The 17,364-nt window shown below is 67.9% G+C and carries 14 protein-coding genes; 3 read left to right on the top strand and 11 right to left on the bottom strand.

What is annotated here, in order from left to right:
• Positions 1-6: 6 nt before the first annotated feature.
• Genes tse7 through vgrG1b form a run of 5 tightly spaced genes read right to left on the bottom strand, consistent with a single transcriptional unit; the run spans position 7 to position 6,032 of the window.
• A complete protein-coding gene (tse7, locus tag AT700_RS00510) occupies positions 7-1,167 on the bottom strand; it encodes a type VI secretion system effector Dnase Tse7 (protein ID WP_003083698.1) in 1,161 nt (386 codons plus the stop codon).
• Positions 1,167-2,204 (bottom strand): 3-oxoacyl-ACP synthase, encoded by a 1,038-nt coding sequence (locus AT700_RS00505; RefSeq protein ID WP_003115088.1) that lies wholly within the window; start codon positions 2,202-2,204, stop codon positions 1,167-1,169. Before AT700_RS00505 ends, tse7 begins: the two co-directional genes overlap by 1 nt.
• Positions 2,201-3,313, bottom strand: a complete 1,113-nt coding sequence (locus AT700_RS00500; RefSeq protein ID WP_003101197.1) for a DUF2169 family type VI secretion system accessory protein — start codon at positions 3,311-3,313, stop codon at positions 2,201-2,203. The genes AT700_RS00505 and AT700_RS00500 overlap by 4 nt, the downstream gene beginning before the upstream one ends.
• A 16-nt stretch (positions 3,314-3,329) precedes the next feature.
• Positions 3,330-3,779: a DUF6484 domain-containing protein gene (locus AT700_RS00495; RefSeq protein WP_016852316.1), complete on the bottom strand. Its 450-nt coding sequence runs from the start codon at positions 3,777-3,779 to the stop codon at positions 3,330-3,332.
• A gap of 27 nt (positions 3,780-3,806) precedes the next feature.
• Positions 3,807-6,032 carry a type VI secretion system spike protein VgrG1b gene (gene vgrG1b, locus AT700_RS00490; RefSeq protein WP_012613440.1) on the bottom strand — a complete coding sequence of 742 codons (2,226 nt, stop codon included), beginning with the start codon at positions 6,030-6,032 and terminating at the stop codon, positions 3,807-3,809.
• Between the two features lie 253 nt (positions 6,033-6,285).
• Between vgrG1b and eagT6 the strand changes: the two genes are divergently transcribed.
• Genes eagT6 through AT700_RS00475 form a run of 3 tightly spaced genes read left to right on the top strand, consistent with a single transcriptional unit; the run spans position 6,286 to position 8,309 of the window.
• Positions 6,286-6,720: a type VI secretion system effector EagT6 gene (gene eagT6, locus AT700_RS00485; RefSeq protein ID WP_003083692.1), complete on the top strand. Its 435-nt coding sequence runs from the start codon at positions 6,286-6,288 to the stop codon at positions 6,718-6,720.
• Positions 6,721-6,735: 15 nt separating this feature from the next.
• A complete protein-coding gene (gene tse6 / locus AT700_RS00480) occupies positions 6,736-8,028 on the top strand; it encodes an NAD(P)+ glycohydrolase Tse6 (RefSeq protein WP_003104959.1) in 1,293 nt (430 codons plus the stop codon).
• On the top strand, positions 8,025-8,309 hold the full coding sequence (locus AT700_RS00475; RefSeq protein ID WP_003104961.1) for an immunity protein Tsi6 family protein: 285 nt from the start codon (positions 8,025-8,027) through the stop codon (positions 8,307-8,309). Before tse6 ends, AT700_RS00475 begins: the two co-directional genes overlap by 4 nt.
• A 114-nt stretch (positions 8,310-8,423) precedes the next feature.
• Here the strand turns inward: AT700_RS00475 and vgrG1a are convergent, their stop codons facing one another.
• From vgrG1a to tagJ, 6 genes are read right to left on the bottom strand one after another with little or no spacing between them, the layout of a single operon-like run.
• A complete protein-coding gene (gene vgrG1a / locus AT700_RS00470; RefSeq protein WP_079455000.1) occupies positions 8,424-10,355 on the bottom strand; it encodes a type VI secretion system spike protein VgrG1a in 1,932 nt (643 codons plus the stop codon).
• Between the two features lie 46 nt (positions 10,356-10,401).
• Positions 10,402-13,110: a type VI secretion system ATPase TssH gene (gene tssH, locus AT700_RS00465; RefSeq protein WP_010793589.1), complete on the bottom strand. Its 2,709-nt coding sequence runs from the start codon at positions 13,108-13,110 to the stop codon at positions 10,402-10,404.
• Positions 13,103-14,149, bottom strand: a complete 1,047-nt coding sequence (tssG, locus tag AT700_RS00460) for a type VI secretion system baseplate subunit TssG (protein ID WP_003104969.1) — start codon at positions 14,147-14,149, stop codon at positions 13,103-13,105. Before tssG ends, tssH begins: the two co-directional genes overlap by 8 nt.
• A complete protein-coding gene (gene tssF / locus AT700_RS00455; protein WP_048520692.1) occupies positions 14,113-15,972 on the bottom strand; it encodes a type VI secretion system baseplate subunit TssF in 1,860 nt (619 codons plus the stop codon). Before tssF ends, tssG begins: the two co-directional genes overlap by 37 nt.
• Entirely contained in the window at positions 15,969-16,478 is a 510-nt protein-coding gene (gene tssE, locus AT700_RS00450) for a type VI secretion system baseplate subunit TssE (RefSeq protein ID WP_003104971.1), read from the bottom strand. The genes tssF and tssE overlap by 4 nt, the downstream gene beginning before the upstream one ends.
• Before the next feature lies 1 nt (position 16,479).
• Complete coding sequence (gene tagJ / locus AT700_RS00445; protein ID WP_003119488.1) at positions 16,480-17,325, bottom strand: type VI secretion system accessory protein TagJ; 846 nt, start codon at positions 17,323-17,325, stop codon at positions 16,480-16,482.
• Positions 17,326-17,364: the final 39 nt, after the last annotated feature.

Raw genomic sequence — 17,364 nt, 5'->3', positions numbered from 1 at the left:
CGGTCACTAGCGGACTCGACTCCTCGTGGCGCCAAGACGCGCATTGCGGGTCTTTATCGCCTGCGTCGCAGCCGTGACGTCGGTCTGGCCGGTTTCAACGGCCTTGATGGGTGTTCTGGCGTTGATTCCGCACTGCTTGTGATAGTTGTCGAGCTGAGCGGACAGACATTCCTTCGAGCATTTCGACTGCGGAAAGACCTTGCCCATGGCAGCCATGGATTGACGTTTCGCCGTTCCGTAGGTGGTCTTCTTCGCGGAGATGGAGCTGCCATTGGACAATTGCAGGGTTCCACTGCGCGACTTCGCGGCAGCAGCGCTCTGGAACGTGTGCATGAGGCCGTGGGTACCCACGTTCTGATTGACGCCCTCCGCGCAGACGCAAGGAGCCTTGTTCTCCGAATAGTTGGATATCCCCTTGAGGGGTACCGAGCCTTTTCCACCACGTCCCTTGTCGTGCAAGGCGCTGGCCTCGATCAGGTGGTGAGCGGTCTGCTGCGGGCAGCAACTGTTCGGCTTGTACGGTTGCAGGGCACACCGGCGCGCGGTCAGGCATTTTCGGGCAGCGACCTTGTCTGCCAGTCGGTCAGCTTCGTTGCTGGTCTTCTTGCCGGAAGGCTTGCCCGCGCCAAGGCCAGCGCAGGCATCCTTGCTGCCATGCGGCTTGAAGTCAGCGCAATCCTTCTTCTCCTTCTTCACTTCATTGCTGCACGGTCCACCACCAGCATCGACGGTGGCCTGGTCGAGGTAGGGCCAGACCGGCGTATTGCCAGGAAAGGACGCGTGGTTGTGGGTGGTCAGGTCGAGGTGGCGAACCACGTTCTTGCTTTCGAACTTGACGTTCATCGACCAGGAGGTGAAGTACACCTTGCCCTTGATCTTGCTGGTGACGATGCCCTTCTTCGGCGCCCGCCCCGGCTCGTCGCCGTAGCTGGTCTTGTAGTAGCTCTTGTTCTTCAGCATCACCTCCTTGCGGGTGATGCGAATGGTCCGGGTACCTTTGGTGGTGTCCTTGGACAGGCCGGTATTGGGGTAGGGGATCGGTACCCCCAACGGCGTCGGCGGCGCCTGCGGCGGGGTGAAGCAGACATCCGGGAAGGCCGCGATGGACTTGCCGCTCGCCGCCTTGCAGGAGATCTCCATGTTGTTGGCGTACACCTCGTTGGCCATCAGGCAGCCCTCACCCGTCGATAGCTGAGCAGCGCGGCGGCGCGTTCGCCGGCGTCGTTGCCCAGGTGGCAGAACACGTTCGGCCCGTCGCCGTAGCCCTTGCGCGAAGCGGCCAGGGCCACGGCGAGCAACGCCGGGCCGATGGCGGCGCCGCATTCGCCGATGCAGTCGGCGGGGTGCCAGAGGTCGAACTTCGGCTTGAGCACGCGCAGGTTGCGACTCAGGGTCAGCGAGGCCTCCTTGAAGTAGTACTGCTCGCCGGAAATGTCGGTGAGCCGGTAGTCCATCTGCTCCAGGCCGCAGCCAGCCTCGGCGAGGGCGGCGCGCACGGCCTGGCTCAGGCCGTCGGCGCGCAGCGGCAGGTCCTCGCTCTCCACCGTGGCCTTCTCGACGCCGAAGCCGAGGCCGATGCAGAGCAGCTGCGGCGCCTCCTCGTGGAGCGGCGCGGCGACCAGCACGGCGGCGGCGCCCTCGCCGGGAATGAAGCCGTTGGAGTTCTGGCTGGTCAGCAGCCGCTCGCGGGCCTCGTAGGCGGCCAGGGTCGGGCCGCTGACGAAGGAGTCGACGCCGGCCACCAGGACCTGCCGGCAGCCGCCCTGGATCAGCTTGCGCGCGTTGAGCAGGGCCACCGCGCCACCGACCCGGCCACGGGCGATGAGTGCCGAGGAGGGATGGAAGCGTCGTCCCAGCTCGCCTTCCAGGTCACGCAGGAAAGACTCGTCGAGCCCCGCGCAGCGTCCGGGACGGTCGCCCTCGGCGACGCAGAGCAGCAGCGGCAGCTCCGTGCAATCGAGATCGGGCTGGCCGCGCAAGGCCTCGTCGATGGCTCGCGCAGCCATCTTCAGCAGCTTGGCGCGGCCGCGCCAGGGCTGCTCCAGCGGCACGCTGGCGGCAAGCAACCATTCGCCGCCCTGGTCGATGAAACGGGTTTCCTGGAAGTTGTCCAGGGCGCAGCGGATCGCCGCGCAGCTGGCCGGCGCGCTGAGACCCACCGCGCTGACCATGCCGGAAGCGACGATGCTCAGGGCCTGGCTCATGCCTCGTCCTCCTCGGCCTGGCGGCTGCGTGCCAACGCGGCAAGCGAGGGGTAGTAGTCCTTGCCCAGCTCGCGGGCGCGCCACCAGGCGGCGGACTTGCTGCCGACCAGCACCTGGGCGATCTCGAACAGGTTGCGCTTCAACGGTCGGCGAATGCGCCAGGTGACTTCCACGCGACGGGCGTCGCAGTCCACCAGCAGGGTATCGATCCGTGCCTGCGCGGTTTCGTGGCCACCCTTTTTCAGGAAGAAGGTCACCGGGACCTCCCTGCGCGGCACGCGGAAGGCCGCGCGCTCCTCGCCGGTGAGGTTGAGCAGCAGGACCTCCTCGCCGCCGCGCAGATGGTCGGTCCACTGGTCGGCCGGCGCGGACTGGAAGTAGCGCTCGTCGAAGTCGGCGGGCAGGAACGGGAAGCGCTCGGCCAGCCAGGCGTCGTCGTAGCGGCCGGCGAAGCCGACCCGGGCCTGCCAGTGGCGGCCGAGCGGGCCGAGCGCCATCGGCGTGAAGCGGCCGTGGGGGCTGTCCACCGGCTCGCCGAGCTTTTCCGTGGCCGGCATCGGCGTGCCGACGATCTCGGCGGTGTCGGCGCTGCGCGGAAACCAGCCACATCCGGCCGGATTGGCCATGTAGCAATCCATGAAACCGGGGTTGTCCGGCGAGGCATGGCTGCCGCCGAAGGCACTGGCGTAGGAAATGTCCTGGCTCTGGAACGGCTGCGCGACGCCCGCGCCGGCACCGAGCAATCCCGGTTCCCACTGGCGCGGCCCATGCACCGTCAGCGCCTTGCTCACCCGGCCGACGCGGATGCCCGCGGTCAACTGCTGTACCGGCCGCCCGCCGGGCGCCTGGGCGCTGCCCAGCACCAGCACATCGCAGAACGGCTTGAAGGGAACGAACTCGCACTCCCGGCGCGGCGCGGAAAACCCCGGCTCGCCATAGAATTCATCGACCATCAGCAGCGTCTGCTGCTCGTCCAGCAGGCGCGCCTCGCGACCGTCCAGCGGCAGGTCGAAACTGCCCTTGGCGATCACCACCAGCGACTCCCGGCCTTCGGCGTCGAGCCCCTGGTTGTAGGCGGCGGCCAGCGGGGTGGCGTTCAACAGTTCCATGTCGGGCCCGCCGCGCTCAGTTGATCTGCACCGAACCGCCCTTGATCCGGTTGACCCCGGTGGAGCGGCTGGAAAGATAGGCGCCACGGATGATCACCTTGCCGGCGCGGGTCAGGGTGATGCTGGCCTTGCCACAACGCAGGACGATCTCGCGTTCGGCACTGAACTCCAGGCGCTCGCCGTCCAGTTGCGCCAGCGCTTCCTGCGGCAGGCGCTGGATGCGGCCGATCAGCAGCGGCTGGCGCGGATCGCCGGCGACGAACATCAGCGCTACCTGGGCGCCGATGTCGGCGCGACTGAGCTGGGTGGTGGTGGCCGCCGCCAGGCCGTGCTCGCTCGGGCAACCGGGATAGGCGACCACCGGAGCGGCGGCGTCCGGCACGTCGAGGAGGACGCCGATGACCACACCGTCCAGGCGCGCGGGAAGGGCCGTCGCGGCCCCGGGTAGATGGATCTCGACACTCATGCGCTGACTCCCTGGCTCTGCGCCGCTTCAGTTCTGGAGGATCTTGCGTCCCTTCACCACCACGTTCTTGTCGGCCTTGACGTTGATCGCCCCGGATCCGTCGATGGTGATGTTCTTGCCGCTGATGACGATGCTGCCGTCCTTCTTCATGCGGATGCTGGCGGCACCGGTGACCAGGGTGATCGAGTCGCCGGCGTTGAGCGTGAAGCTCTTGCCCACGTCCAGGCTATCGTCCTTGCCCACCGAGGTATCGCGGCCCTGGCCGACGCTGCGCGACTCGTTCTTGCCGATGCTGGTGCTCTGGTTGCCGCCTATGTCGATGGTCTCGTTGGCGCCCACCGACTCGCTGCGGTCGGCGCCGATGCTGATCGTCTCGTTGTTGCCCACCGACTCGCTACGGTTCGCGCCGATGCTGATGGTCTCGTCGTTGCCGACGTCCTCGGTGCGATTGGCACCGATGCTGATCTTCTCGTTGCTGCCGACCTTCTCGGTGCGGTCGACGCCGATGCTGATGGTCTCGTTGCTGCCGACGTCCTCGGTGCGGTTCGCGCCGATACTGATCTTCTCGTTGTTGCCGACCTTCTCGGTGCGGTCGACGCCGATGGTTATGGTCTCGTTGTTGTCCACGGTCTCGGTGCGATCGTGCTTCACGTGCACGGTCTCGTCGTGGTCGATGGTCTTGGTCCGGTCGTGGCCGACCCAGTGGGTCTCGTCGTTCTCGACCTCGATGTCCTGGTTCTTCTCGGCATGGATGAACAACTGCTCGGCGCCCTTCTTGTCCTCCATGCGGATCTCGTTGAAGTTGGCCGGCGTGCCGCCCTTGCTCGAACGGCTCTTGGTGCCGCTCTGGGTAGCGTTCGCCGGCAGCTCGTAGGGCACCGTCTGCTCGGCGTTGTAGACCCGCCCGGTGATGATCGGCCGGTCCGGGTCGCCTTCGAGGAAGCTGACGATCACTTCCTGGCCGATCCGCGGGATCTGGATCGAGCCCCAGTTCTTCCCCGCCCAGGCCTGGGAGACGCGCATCCAGCAGGAGCTGTTCTCGTTGGACTGGTCGTGGCGGTCCCAGTGGAAATGCACCTTGACCCGGCCGTACTGGTCGGTCCAGATCTCCTCGCCCTTGGGCCCGACCACCACCGCAGTCTGCGGGCCACGGACGATCGGCAGCGGAGTGGTCGGCAAGGGGCGGTAGGCCTGGCCGGCATCGATGCAGTCCAGCTCGCTCTCGAACTGCGCGCCGACCCCGCCGCCGCCGGTCTCGTAGAGTTCCTGGACCACCCGGTACTCGGCGCCGACCACCAGGTACTCGCGGTTCTGGTCCTCGCGCGGGTAGCCGCTGAGCTTGAACAGGTGGCCCGAACCCAGGCCGCGGGCGCGGCCGCGCAGGCGCACCCGTTCGTAGCGCGCCTGCAAGGCTTCGATGCGGGTCCGCGCGTACTGCTCGCCGTCCTGGCTCTGCACGTATTCGCCGGGGTAGTCGTACAGCGGGTAGTCGGCCGCCGCGTGCGAGCGGGCGATGTTCGAACGCACCTCCAGGCGCGCGCCGGGACGCTGGAAGTCGTAGTCGTTGAGGCTCAGTGAGCCGGACTGCACCTCGCGCGCCATGTGCCAGTCGTAGAAATGGTCGCGCTCGCGCTGTTCCAGGGTCGGCGGGTAGTAGGGCACGCTGGCGTAGTTCGGCGGGCTCTGGTGCGCGCCGTAGGCGTCGGAGAGCACCAGGATGTGGCGGCTCTGCTCGTGGCGGAACCAGTAGTAGATGCCTTCCTGCTCCATCAGCCGGCTGACGAAGTCGAAACTGGTCTCGCGGTACTGCACGCAGTATTCCCACTCGCGGTAGGAGCGGCTCAGGGCGTCCTCGAAGTCGGAGAAGCCGAGGTCGCGGAACACCTGCTTGATGATGTCCGGGACCTTCTGGTTCTGGAAGATGCGGCAGTCGGAGGTGCGCGTCAGCAGCCACAGCCAGGGGCGCAGGGTGACCTGGTAGCTGGCGAACTGGCCGTTGCCGGATCCCTGGCTGCAAGCGGCGACGATGCCGTGGAAATGCCGCCGGCTGCCGTCGTGCAGTTCCAGCGCCAGGCTGGCCGGCTTGCCCAGCAGCCCGTCGAGTGGCAGGTCGGGGTTTTCCGAGATCAGTTCCAGCTCGTAGGCGAACGGCCGGCCGAGCTCTTCGCGACCCTCCATTCGCTGCAATTGCAGGACCTCCGCGCCGAGCGGACTGTCGACCCGGACCAGGCGGGTCTGTTGCGCAAGTGCCATGAAATCATCCTTGATCCACGTCCATCACTGGCGCCGTTGGAGCGGCACCACCCAAGCAGCATAGGCGCGGATGCGGTGGAAAGGGGAGATGCGTGACACAGATTCCGACGAGCGCCCCGACCGACGGCGAACAGGCAGAAGGCCATCACGAAAGGCCGCTCCGGGCCAGGAAAGCCTTGATTCGCGAGCAACATTCCGTAAAGCTTTTGTCCAGCAATGACTCACTCAGAATCCTAGGGAAGGGGTTAACACAGTGACGCTCTATCGCCTCCACGAAGCCGATCTCGAGATTCCAGATGCCTGGCAGGACCAGAGCATCAACATCTTCAAGCTCCCCGCCAGCGGCCCCGCCCGCGAAGCCAGTTTCGTCATCAGCCGCGACGCCAGCCAGGGCGACGCGCCGTTCGCCGACTATGTCGCCCGCCAACTGGAGAATGCCGAGAAGCAATTGCCCGGCTTCAAGCTGCACAAGCGCTGGGACATCAACATCCACGGCCACGCCGCCGTGCTCCTCGACTACCAGTGGCAGCGCGAGGGCCGCGACCTGATGCTGCGCCAGGTGTTCATCGAGCGCCGCCCGGCGGTGCTGATCACCACCCTGACCACCACCCCGGCTGACCTGCCGCACCACGAGCCGGCCTGGAAGCAGGCGATGCAGACCCTGGTCCCGCGCCCGACCCCTAGCTGATCCGAGTACCGACGCATGGATGCGCAAGCCGCCGCCCGACTGGGCGATGAGATAGCCCACGGTTTCGGTGTCGCCGCGATGGTCGCCGGAGCCGTGGCCGGAGCCCTGATCGGCGCCGCCGTGGTCGCCGCCACCGCCGCCACCGGCGGCCTGGCCGCGGTGATCCTGGCCGGCTCGATCGCCGCCGGCGGGCTGTCGATGTTCCAGATCGTCAAGGGCCTGACCACCATCTTCGAGCTACCCGAGCCGACCACCGGGGTGCTCATACGCGGCAGCTTCAACGTCTACGTGAACAGTCGCAACGCGATGCGCGCCGGCGACGACGTCTCCGCCACCTGCAGCGGCCTGCCGCTGAACCATCCGCTGTGGCCGTTCCCGGTGCTGATCGCCGAAGGCAGCGCCACCGTGTACATCAACGGCAAGCCGGCGGCGCGCCTGCAGAGCAAGATGGTCTGCGGCGCGCACATCAAGACCGGCAGCCAGGACACCTTCATCGGCGGCCCCACCGAGCGGGTGGCCTTCGTCCTCGACCTGGAGGAATGGCTGCACACCGGCCTCGAGGCGCTGGGCCTGGCGGCCCTTGCCGGCGGCCTGCTGCTGGCGGCGATGGCCGGGGTCGCGGCGCTGGCCGGCTTCGTCGCCATCGGCGGGCTGATGATGGGCGGCATGGCCCTGCTCGGCGACCTCGGCGACCGCCTCGGTCCCGGCTACCGCGACCTGTTCCAGGGCGTGGCGGGGATGGCATTGCTGGGCTTCGGGCCGAAACTCGCCGGTCGTCGTCCGGCAGCGGTGACCTCCGAAACCGCGCAACGACGCGCCTACCTGAACAACAAGTTCGGTCGTTCCGGCAACCTCGACCACGACATCAACTACCGCGGGAATCGTGAAACCGCCGCCAAGTTCTTCAAGTCGAAGGACATCGATCCTGCCGATGCCGAGTCGTACATGAACGGCCTGGACTTCAACCATCCGGTCCGTGTGGAAACCCTCGCGCCCGGCAAGAACCTGTGGCAGTACCAGTCCCCCGGAGCGCCGCAGGGCAACTGGTATACACTCAGCCCGCGCGTGCAGCCCACGGAGCTGGGAATCAACCCCATGGGCACCAACCGGGCGGCGAACACCATCGAACCCAAGGTCCTCAACTCCTACAGGACGACCCAGAAGGTCGAGGTCCTGCGCAGCACCGCTGCGCCGACCGATGACTTCTGGTCGGTAAAGGGACAGTCATATCCCGCCAAAGGCGGCGCGCAACAACTGTTCTCCAACGAGAAAGGCTCCTTCGGTCTGCTTCCCCGGGAGGGATCATGACACCCATCGAATACATCGACCGCGCTCTGGCGCTGGTCGTCGACCGGCTGGCCCGCTATCCGGGATACGAGGTCCTGCTGTCCGCGGAAAAGCAATTGCAGTACATCAGGTCCGTCCTGCTCGACCGCAGCCTGGATCGTTCCGCACTGCACCGGTTGACCCTCGGCAGCATCGCCGTGAAGGAATTCGACGAAACCGACCCGGAACTCTCCAGGGCCCTCAAGGACGCCTATTACGTCGGTATACGCACTGGCCGCGGCCTGAAAGTCGATCTGCCCTGAGCGCAACACCATCGGTCTTGAGCGACCGCCGCTTCTGCCTGGCGAGGACATGCGCGAATCGTCAAGGCTCCCGCGGCGTCCTGCCCAAGGGCGGGCAGCCAGGATGCCGCCGCCTCAGCCCTTCGCCGGCGGCGGAAACATCGCCTGTACCTGGCCGTCGATGGTGCCCTGCACGCCCTTGCCCTTGGCGTCGACCTCGCTGGCGCCGCCGGAATTGAGGTCGAGGCGGCCGCCGGTGTCGATGTTGCCGTTGCCGCTGGCGTAGAGGTTGAAGGCGCTGCCGGAGATATTGATGGTGCCGTCGGCGTTGAACTCCACCACGCTCTTGCCGCAGACCAGGCGGATCTGCGCGCCGGCCTCGATCAGGTAGGTGCCGGTGACGCTGTCGCTCTTCGCCCCGCCCACCAACAGGGTGTCGTTGAGCTTCACCGCGCGGGTGCGGTTGTTGCCGATGCGCGCCAGCTCGTCGTGGCCGATGCTCTTGTTGCGGTCGTGGCCGACCGACAGCGAGGCATCGTTCTCGACCAGGTTGTCCTGGTTGCGCTCGGCGTGGATGTATAACTGCTCGGCGCCCTTCTTGTCCTCCATGCGGATCTCGTTGAAGTTGGCCGGCGTGCCGCCCTTGCTCGAACGGCTCTTCATCCCGCTCTGGGTGGCGTTCGCCGGCAGCTCGTAGGGCACCGTCTGCTCGGCGTTGTAGACCCGCCCGGTGATGATCGGCCGGTCCGGGTCGCCTTCGAGGAAGCTGACGATCACTTCCTGGCCGATCCGCGGGATCTGCATCGAACCCCAGTTCTTCCCGGCCCAGGCCTGGGACACGCGAATCCAGCAGGAGCTGTTCTCGTTCGACTGGTCGTGGCGATCCCAGTGGAAGTGCACCTTGACCCGGCCGTACTGGTCGGTCCAGATCTCCTCGCCCTTGGGTCCGACCACCACCGCGGTCTGCGGACCTCGCACCACCGGTACCGGAGTCTGCGGCAGGAGACGGAACGACTGGCTGGCGTCGATGCAGTCCAGCTCGCTCTCGAACTGCGAGCCGGCGCCGCCGCTGCCGGTTTCGTAGAGTTCCTGGACCACCCGGTATTCGGCGCCGACCACCAGGTACTCGCGGTTCTGGTCATCGCGCGGATAGCCGCTCAGGCGGAACAGGTGCCCGGCGCCGATCCCGCGCACCACGCCGCGCAGGCGCACGCGCTCGTGCTGCGCCTGGATCGCCTCGATGCGGTTGCGCGCGTACTGCTCGCCGTCCTGGCTCTGCACGTATTCGCCGGGATAGTCGTACAGCGGGTAGTCGGCCGCCGCGTGCGGCCGGGCGATGTTCGAACGCACCTCCAGGCGCGCGCCGGGGCGCTGGAAGTCGTAGTCGTTGAGGGTCAGCGAACCGGGCTGGACCTCGCGTGCCATCTGCCAGTCGAAGAAGTGGTCGCGCTCGCGATGGCCGAGGGTCGGCGGGTAGTACGGCACGCTGGCGTAGCCAGCCGGGCTGCGATGCGCGCCGTAGGCGTCGGAGAGCACCAGGATGTGGCGCTTCTGCTCATGGCGGAACCAGTAGTAGATGCCTTCCTGTTCCATCAGCCGGCTGATGAAGTCGAAGCTGGTCTCGCGGTACTGCACGCAGTATTCCCACTCGCGGTAGGGGCGCGTGAGGGCATCCTCGAAATCGGAAAAGCCGAGGTCGCGGAACACCTGCTTGATGATCTCCGGCACGCTCTGGTTCTGGAAGATGCGGCAGTCGGAGGTGCGCGTCAGCAGCCACAGCCAGGGCCGCAGGGTGGCCTGGTAGCCGGCGAACTGGCCGTGCCCGGCCACCTGGCTACAGCGCGCGACGATGCCGTGAAAGAAGCGCCGGCTGCCGCCGGGCAGCTCCAGCGACAGGCTCATCGGCTTGCCGAGCAACTGCTCCAGCGGCAGGTTGGGATTTTCCGATACCAGGTGCAGCTCGTAGGCGAACAGCCGTCCCAGTTCCTCGCGTCCCTCCATGCGCTGCAACAGCAGCACGTCCGGCCCCAGCGGGCAATCCACCTGGACCAGGCGGGTCAGTTGCATCAATCCCATCGACGGTTCCTTCTACTGCTCTGCGTGTCGCCGGTTGTCACTCGGCCTCGGCGAAGTCGTAGTGGAACTGGTTGTCGCGGCTACTGATACGTACCCCGGCCAACGGCTTGCCTTCGAGCATGCGGGTGAGGAACTCGCGGCTCATGTCCGGCAACAGCGTGTTGGTGAGGATCGCGTCGATCATCCGGCCGCCGCTCTCGGTCTCGGTGCAGCGCGAGACGATCAGGTCGACGACGCCCTCGTCGAACTCGAACGGCACCTTGTGGGTCGCCTCCACGCGCTTCTTGATCCGCCCCAGTTGCAGGCGCGAAATGGCCTTGAGCATGTCGTCGCTGAGCGGGTAGTAGGGGATGGTCACCAGGCGGCCGAGCAGCGCCGGCGGGAAGATCTTCAGCAGCGGTTCGCGCAGCGACTTGGCGATGGCTTCCGGCTCGGGCATCAGTTCCGGATCGGCGCAGAGGCTGGCGATCATCTCGGTGCCGGCGTTGGTGGTGAGCAGGATCAGGGTGTTCTTGAAGTCGATCACCCGGCCTTCGCCGTCCTCCATCACGCCCTTGTCGAAGACCTGGAAGAAGATCTCGTGGACATCCGGGTGGGCCTTCTCCACTTCATCCAGCAGCACCACGCTGTAGGGCTTGCGACGCACCGCCTCGGTCAGCACGCCACCCTCGCCGTAGCCGATGTAGCCGGGCGGGGCGCCCTTGAGGGTGGAGACGGTGTGGGCTTCCTGGAACTCGCTCATGTTGATGGTGATGACATTCTGCTCGCCGCCGTACATGGCCTCGGCCAAGGCCAGCGCGGTCTCGGTCTTGCCCACCCCGGAGGTGCCGGCGAGCATGAACACGCCGATCGGCTTGCTCGGGTTGTCGAGGCCGGCGCGGGAAGTCTGGATGCGCTTGGCGATCATCTCCAGCGCGTGGTCCTGGCCGATGATGCGCTTCTTCAGGTGCCGGTCGAGGTTGAGCACGGTCTCGATCTCGTTGCGCGCCATGCGGCCGACCGGGATGCCGGTCCAGTCGGCGACCACCGAGGCCACCGCCTGGTAGTCCACGGTCGGCAGGATCAGCGGCTCTTCGCCCTGCAACGCGCTCAGTTGCGCCTGCAGCTCCGCCAGCCGCGCATGCAGCGCCTGGCGCTGTTCCTCGTCGAGACGCGCCTCGCCTTCGCCCAGCGGCACGCCGCCGGCGTCCACCGCTTCGGCGGCGGCACGCAGACGGGCGCGGGTCTCCAGCAGTTCGTCGACCAGGCGTTTTTCCTCGGCCCAGCGCTGCTCCAGGGCGGCCAGGCGCTCGCGCTCCTCGGCCAGCAGGGTCTCGGCGTTGCGCTGGCGTTCGGCGGTGGCGACGCCGATGGCGCTCTCGCGGCGGATGATCGCCAGCTCGGTTTCCAGCGCCTCGATGCGCCGGCGGCTATCGTCGACCTCGGCCGGCACCGCGTGCAGGCTGATGGCGGTGCGCGCGCAGGCGGTATCCAGCAGGCTCACCGACTTGTCCGGCAGCTGGCGCGCCGGGATGTAGCGGTGCGACAGCCGGACCGCCGCCTCCAGCGCCTCGTCGAGGATCTGCACCTGGTGGTGCTTCTCCATGGTCGACGCGACACCGCGCATCATCAGGATGGCCTTGTGCTCGGACGGCTCGTCCACCTGCACCACCTGGAAACGCCGGGTCAGCGCCGGGTCCTTCTCGATGTGCTTCTTGTACTCGGCCCAGGTGGTCGCCGCCACGGTGCGCAGGGTGCCGCGCGCCAGGGCCGGCTTGAGCAGGTTGGCGGCGTCGCCGGTTCCGGCCGCGCCACCGGCGCCGACCAGGGTGTGGGCTTCGTCGATGAACAGGATGATCGGCTTCTCGGAACTCTGCACGTCTTCGATCACCTGGCGCAGGCGCTGCTCGAACTCGCCCTTCATGCTCGCCCCGGCCTGCAGCAGGCCGACGTCGAGGGCGCGCAGTTCGACGTCCTTCAGCGCCGGCGGGACGTCGCCGGCGACGATGCGCAGGGCGAAGCCTTCCACCACCGCGGTCTTGCCGACGCCGGCCTCGCCGGTGAGGATCGGGTTGTTCTGCCGGCGGCGCATGAGGATGTCCACCAACTGGCGGATCTCCTCGTCACGCCCGACGATGGGGTCGAGCTTGCCGCTACGGGCCTGCTCGGTGAGGTCCACGGTAAAGCGCTTGAGCGCCTCCTGCTTGCCCATCGCGCTCGGCGCCAGGGCGCCGCTGGCCTCGCCCGGGGCGGCGCCGGCGTTGAAGCCGTCGCTGGCCGACAGGCCGTTCTCCGGCGAGGCGCCGACGTACTCGTCGAAGCGCTCGGTGAGCGCCTCGACCTTGAGCTTGGCGAATTCCGCCGACAGCCCGGTGAGGGCATGGCGCAGGCTCGGCGTCTTGAGGATGCCGATCACCAGGTAGCCGGTGCGCACCTGGCTCTCGCCGAACATCAGGCTGCCGTAGACCCAGCCGCGCTCCACCGCTTCCTCGACATGGGAGGACAGGTCGGTGATCGAGGTCGAGCCGCGCGGCAGGCGGTCGAGGGCCTCGGTCAGGTCCTTGGCCAGGCGCGCCGGGTCGATCCCGGACTGGCGGACGATCTGGTGCAGGTCCGAGTCCGGCAACTGGAGGATCTGGTGGAACCAGTGCACCAGCTCGACATAGGGATTGCCGCGCAGCTTGCAGAATACCGTGGCGGCCTCGATGGCCTTGTAGGCCAGGCTGTTCAGCTTGCCGAACAGCGCAACGCGACTGATCTCACTCATGTTCCTTCTCCTTGTGCTCGTGCGGCCGCGCAGTGGCGTACTGGCGGGCCAGCAGTAGATCCCTGGCGTCCTGGCCGGGATCGCCCAGCCAGGTGTTGAAACCGAGCCGCCCGCCGCCCTGCAGGCCCAGCGGGGGTACTTCGTGGCGTTGCAGGACCAGGTTGACGTCCCAGTCCAGCTCCTCGCCCAGGTATTCGGCGACCCAGGCGGCCAGCTCGACGAAGTGGTCGCCGTCGGGCAGGAAGCGCTGGTATTGATCGAGGTCCAGCGGCCCCAGGCGCAGGCGGAACTTGTGCTGGCGGTCCCAGACGTGGGTGCCCAGGCAGACGTCCATGCCCAGGCTCGTCGAGTCGACGCCGAGGCGGCTGCGCTCGGGCAGCTCCAGCCATTGGCCGACGTATTCCTCGACCGCCACCGGGACCTCGAAATACTCCGCGAGGATCACCCGCAGGCCGTCCGGGTAGCGGGTCTGCGCGGCGAGGTGGCCGGTGTAGTAGTAGCGTGCGGTATCCGCCAGCGGCTCGCGCCCCCGCAGGCTCGGCATGCCGCGCCCGGAGAGCGCGGCGAGGCGCGCCGACCAGTAGTCGTCGTCGATCCGGTCGTGGCTGATCTCCGGCCGCGCCTCGGCCCAGGCCCGGTAGAACAGGGTCAGCAGGCGGTGGTGGAAGACGTCCATGAAGCGCTTGAAGGTCGCGTCGTTGACGTTGCGCTGGCGTTCCCGGGCGTATTCGGTGAGGTGCAGCGGCAGCGGCCCGTTGGGGCCGGTGAGGCCGAAGAAGAACTGGTCCAGGCGCGGCACCGCAGCGGTGCCGGCCTGGCTCACCGAGGCCAGGGTCGAGGGCGCGAAGGTGCAGTCGGGCTTCTGCCCGAGACGCAGCGGGTCGTCCGCCAGCCGCACCGAATGACCGAGGCGCGGCAGTTGCGGCGACTCGCACTCGATGCGCCGCAGCGCCTGGAAGAAGTCATAGTCCCAGGGCGCCGCCGCCATCCCGGCGAGCAGGTTCAGAGGTTCGGACGGCTGCCCGGCTTCGCCTGCCATCTCATCACCTCGCCCCGTTCGCCGGTGCGCAGCACCGTCTCGGTAAAGCTGTTGATCGACACGTAGCGTGCCAGGAAGCGCTCGAACACAGCGCCGAGAAGGAACACCCCGGTGCCGCGGAACGCGTTCTCGTCGAAGTCCAGGGTGATCTCCAGGCCACGGCCGAAGACGATCGGCCCGGGCATCGGCAGGCGCCGCGTGCAAGGCTTGCTGCTGACCTCGCGCAGGCCCTCGATCTGCAATTGCAGCGCCGGATCGCCGCTGTCGCCGTAGAGCCGCAGCAGCTCGCGCAGGGCGGCGGCGCCCTGGCCGCGCTCGGCCAGCGACAGGTAGTTCAGCGACAGCTGGCTGATCAGCCGCCAGGCGCTGGCATCGTGGGCACGGCTGGCGCGCGGCCGGCTCGGTCCGGCGAGGCAGCGCACCTGCATGACCGGCGCGCTGTCCTCCAGGGTGAAGTCGCTCTTGTGCGCGCCGATCGGCATGAACAGCGGCAGGTCGCGGTTGGTGCACAGCGCGGCGATGCCGAGCTGGCGCAGGTCGTGGCGATAGGGCGCCTGGTTGGCGTCGACCAGGGCGACGAAGGTCTCGCTGCCGACGTAGGTCGAGCGCGGGCCCTTGCGCCGCTGCTTGCTGGACAGCACGCGCGGTTCGCGGCGCACGCTGAAGTAGGCCTGCTCGCGGCCGTAGCGCGCCGGGTCGCGCACCGCATAGAACGGTTGGAAGGGTTGCTCCGGACCGCTGCCGTGGCCGCTCACCTGTTGCAGCGAATGCACCTCGAAATCCAGCGGACGGGTGCGGTCGACGATCACGTGATGCTCGTTGACCCGGTCGGACAGGTGGATGCGGTCGCAGCGGCGCGGGAACAGGTTGATCGCCGGGGTGCAGAACGGCACCAGTTGCTCCGCGTCCACCGTGCCCTCCAGGCGCTGGTCGTGCTTGCCGAACAGCACGACCAGTTCCAGCTCCTCGCCGTGGCATCGACGCAGGGCGCGGTTCAGGCCGGAGAACTCGACGAACAGGAAGCGCGCCGGCAGGGCGAAGTATTCCTGCAGCAGGCGGTAGCCCTGGAACGCCCGCGGCACCACCGGCAGCAGCGCGTCCTCGTCGTCGAAGCCGCGCGCACGCAGGCTGCTCGTCGGCAGGCGTTCGACCCAGGCATTGTCCGGGGCGCGGACGAACACCGCGCAGGCGTTGCCGAGCAATTGTTCGTAGAGGCGGTAGGGTTGTTCGTCGGCGCCGTGCAGGTAGAGCGGCAGGGCGTCCAGCGACAGGCTGTCGAACGGGATGCCGGCGCCGCTGCGCAGGCGGATGCGCAGGCCGGCCTTGGCCCGCGGCTCGCTGGCGGCGAGGCGGCCGAGCACCGCGGCGGGATTGCCGAAGTAGTCGGCCTGGGCCACTTCCAGCGGCCACAGGGTCACCGGGTGGGCGGTGCGGTATTCGCAGGCGGTCTGGTCATCGGGGCCGAGCTGGCCGCGCAGGGAGGCCCCGCGCTCGACGCTGAAGCCGCTGCTCAGGGCGCCTTCGTTGGGGGCCGGGCGCAACTGCACCACGGTCATCGACGGGGTCGGCGCCAGGTAGTGCGGGTAGGCGATTTCCAACAGGTTGTGGGTGAAGGTCGGGTACTCCGCGTCGAGCTTCAGCTGGACCCGCGCTGTGAGATAGGCGAAGCCTTCCAGCAGGCGCTCGACGTAGGGGTCGGCGCACTCGAAGCCGGACAGCGACAGGCGCCCGGCGATCTTCGGGAATTCCTCGGCGAACTCCGCGGCGCTTTCGCGGATGTGTTGCAATTCCTGGTTGTAGTACTCGAGCAGGCGCGGGTTCATGTACGCCTCCGCTCGCCCTGGGCGACGCGCACGTGGCCGGTCTCCAGGTCCAGGTTGGTGGTCAGCAGCAGGCGCAGCGGCGCCGGTTCGGCCCAGAGGTCGCCCTCGATCTCGAAGCTCAGGGCGTTGTGGTCCATCTCGCCGGGCAGCAGTTGCGCGCGCACCCGCAACGAAGAACGGATGATGCGCGGCTCGAAGGTGGCGATGGTCTCGGTGAGCAGCGCCTCGATGGCATGCACGTCGACGCTCGACGCGGTGTGCCCGGCCAGCGCCGGCAGCCCGTAGTTGAGCACCGAGTTGCCGGCCGGCATCCGTGCGGCGGGGCCGTGGTCGAACAGCGAAGTGGTGTTGAACAGCCACGCCAGGTCGCGCAGCACCGAGGCCTTCAGCTGGTTCAGGGTCAGCACCCGGCGCTCCGCGGCTTCCTTGAGGTTGCCCGGCTCATCGTCGGTGAGGCGGTCGAGCAGCGACGGCTGCAGGCGCTCCTGGAGGGTCAGTTCGGCCATGTCAGGCGTCCGTCGGCTCGAAGTCCAGTTCACGCAGGTCGAACAGCGCGGTCTCGCCGGCATCGGTGACGAACAGCCGCTGGCCGACCGGCAGGCCGCTGTCCAGCCATTCGGTCTTGCGCCCCAGGCGCGCGGCGTCGTCGCCGTGCTCGACGGTTTCCGCGTAGCGCGCCGGCAGCAGCGCGACGGTGGCGCCACCGTTGGCCAGGGTCAGTTCGGCCGGCAGCCAGACCAGATCGCGCAGGTCGCTCGGCGCCTCGACCTTGAGGCTGCGCAGGTTGCTCATCGGCAACCAGGCATAGCGACCGTTGACGATTACCTCGAGCACCGGGCCGAGGCGCGTGTCGGCATCCGCCAGCCAGGCGAACGGCGCTTCGCCGATCCGCCCGGGCACCGCCGGCGCGGCGTCGAAGGCCTGTTCGCGCAGGGCCTGGGCGGCCTCGCCATGGCCTTCGGCGTCCAGGCTCAGGGCCTGCAACAGCGGCGCGATCCATTCCGCCGGCTGGCCGAGGATCACCGGCGTCAGGCGCCCGGCGAACACCTCGCGGCGCAGCGCCTCGCAGTCGATGGCGGTGGAGTAGGTCTGTACCATCGGCAGCGCCGAGGCATCCAGTTCGCCGACCACCTTGAGCTGGTTCTGCGCCCGCGCCCACTGGCCCATCACGGCCAGCAGCTGGAACAGGAAGATCCGCAGGGTAGCGTTCGACGGCTGGCTGCGCACCTGTTCCTGCAAGGCTTTCAAGGCATCGTCCAGGCGCCCGGCGCGCAACAGTTCTTCGGCGATCATCGCGATACTTCCCTGTAGCCGGGAGCCCAGGCGCCCGGATGCGAATGAAGGGTCGGCCATGGCGCCCGGCGGACGCGACGGACGACCCGGTGGAATTCA

The sequence above is a fragment of the Pseudomonas aeruginosa genome (assembly GCF_001457615.1).
Lineage (GTDB): Bacteria > Pseudomonadota > Gammaproteobacteria > Pseudomonadales > Pseudomonadaceae > Pseudomonas > Pseudomonas aeruginosa.
Note: the sequence above shows the minus strand (reverse complement) of the source record. Positions and strands in the feature narration are given on the sequence as shown.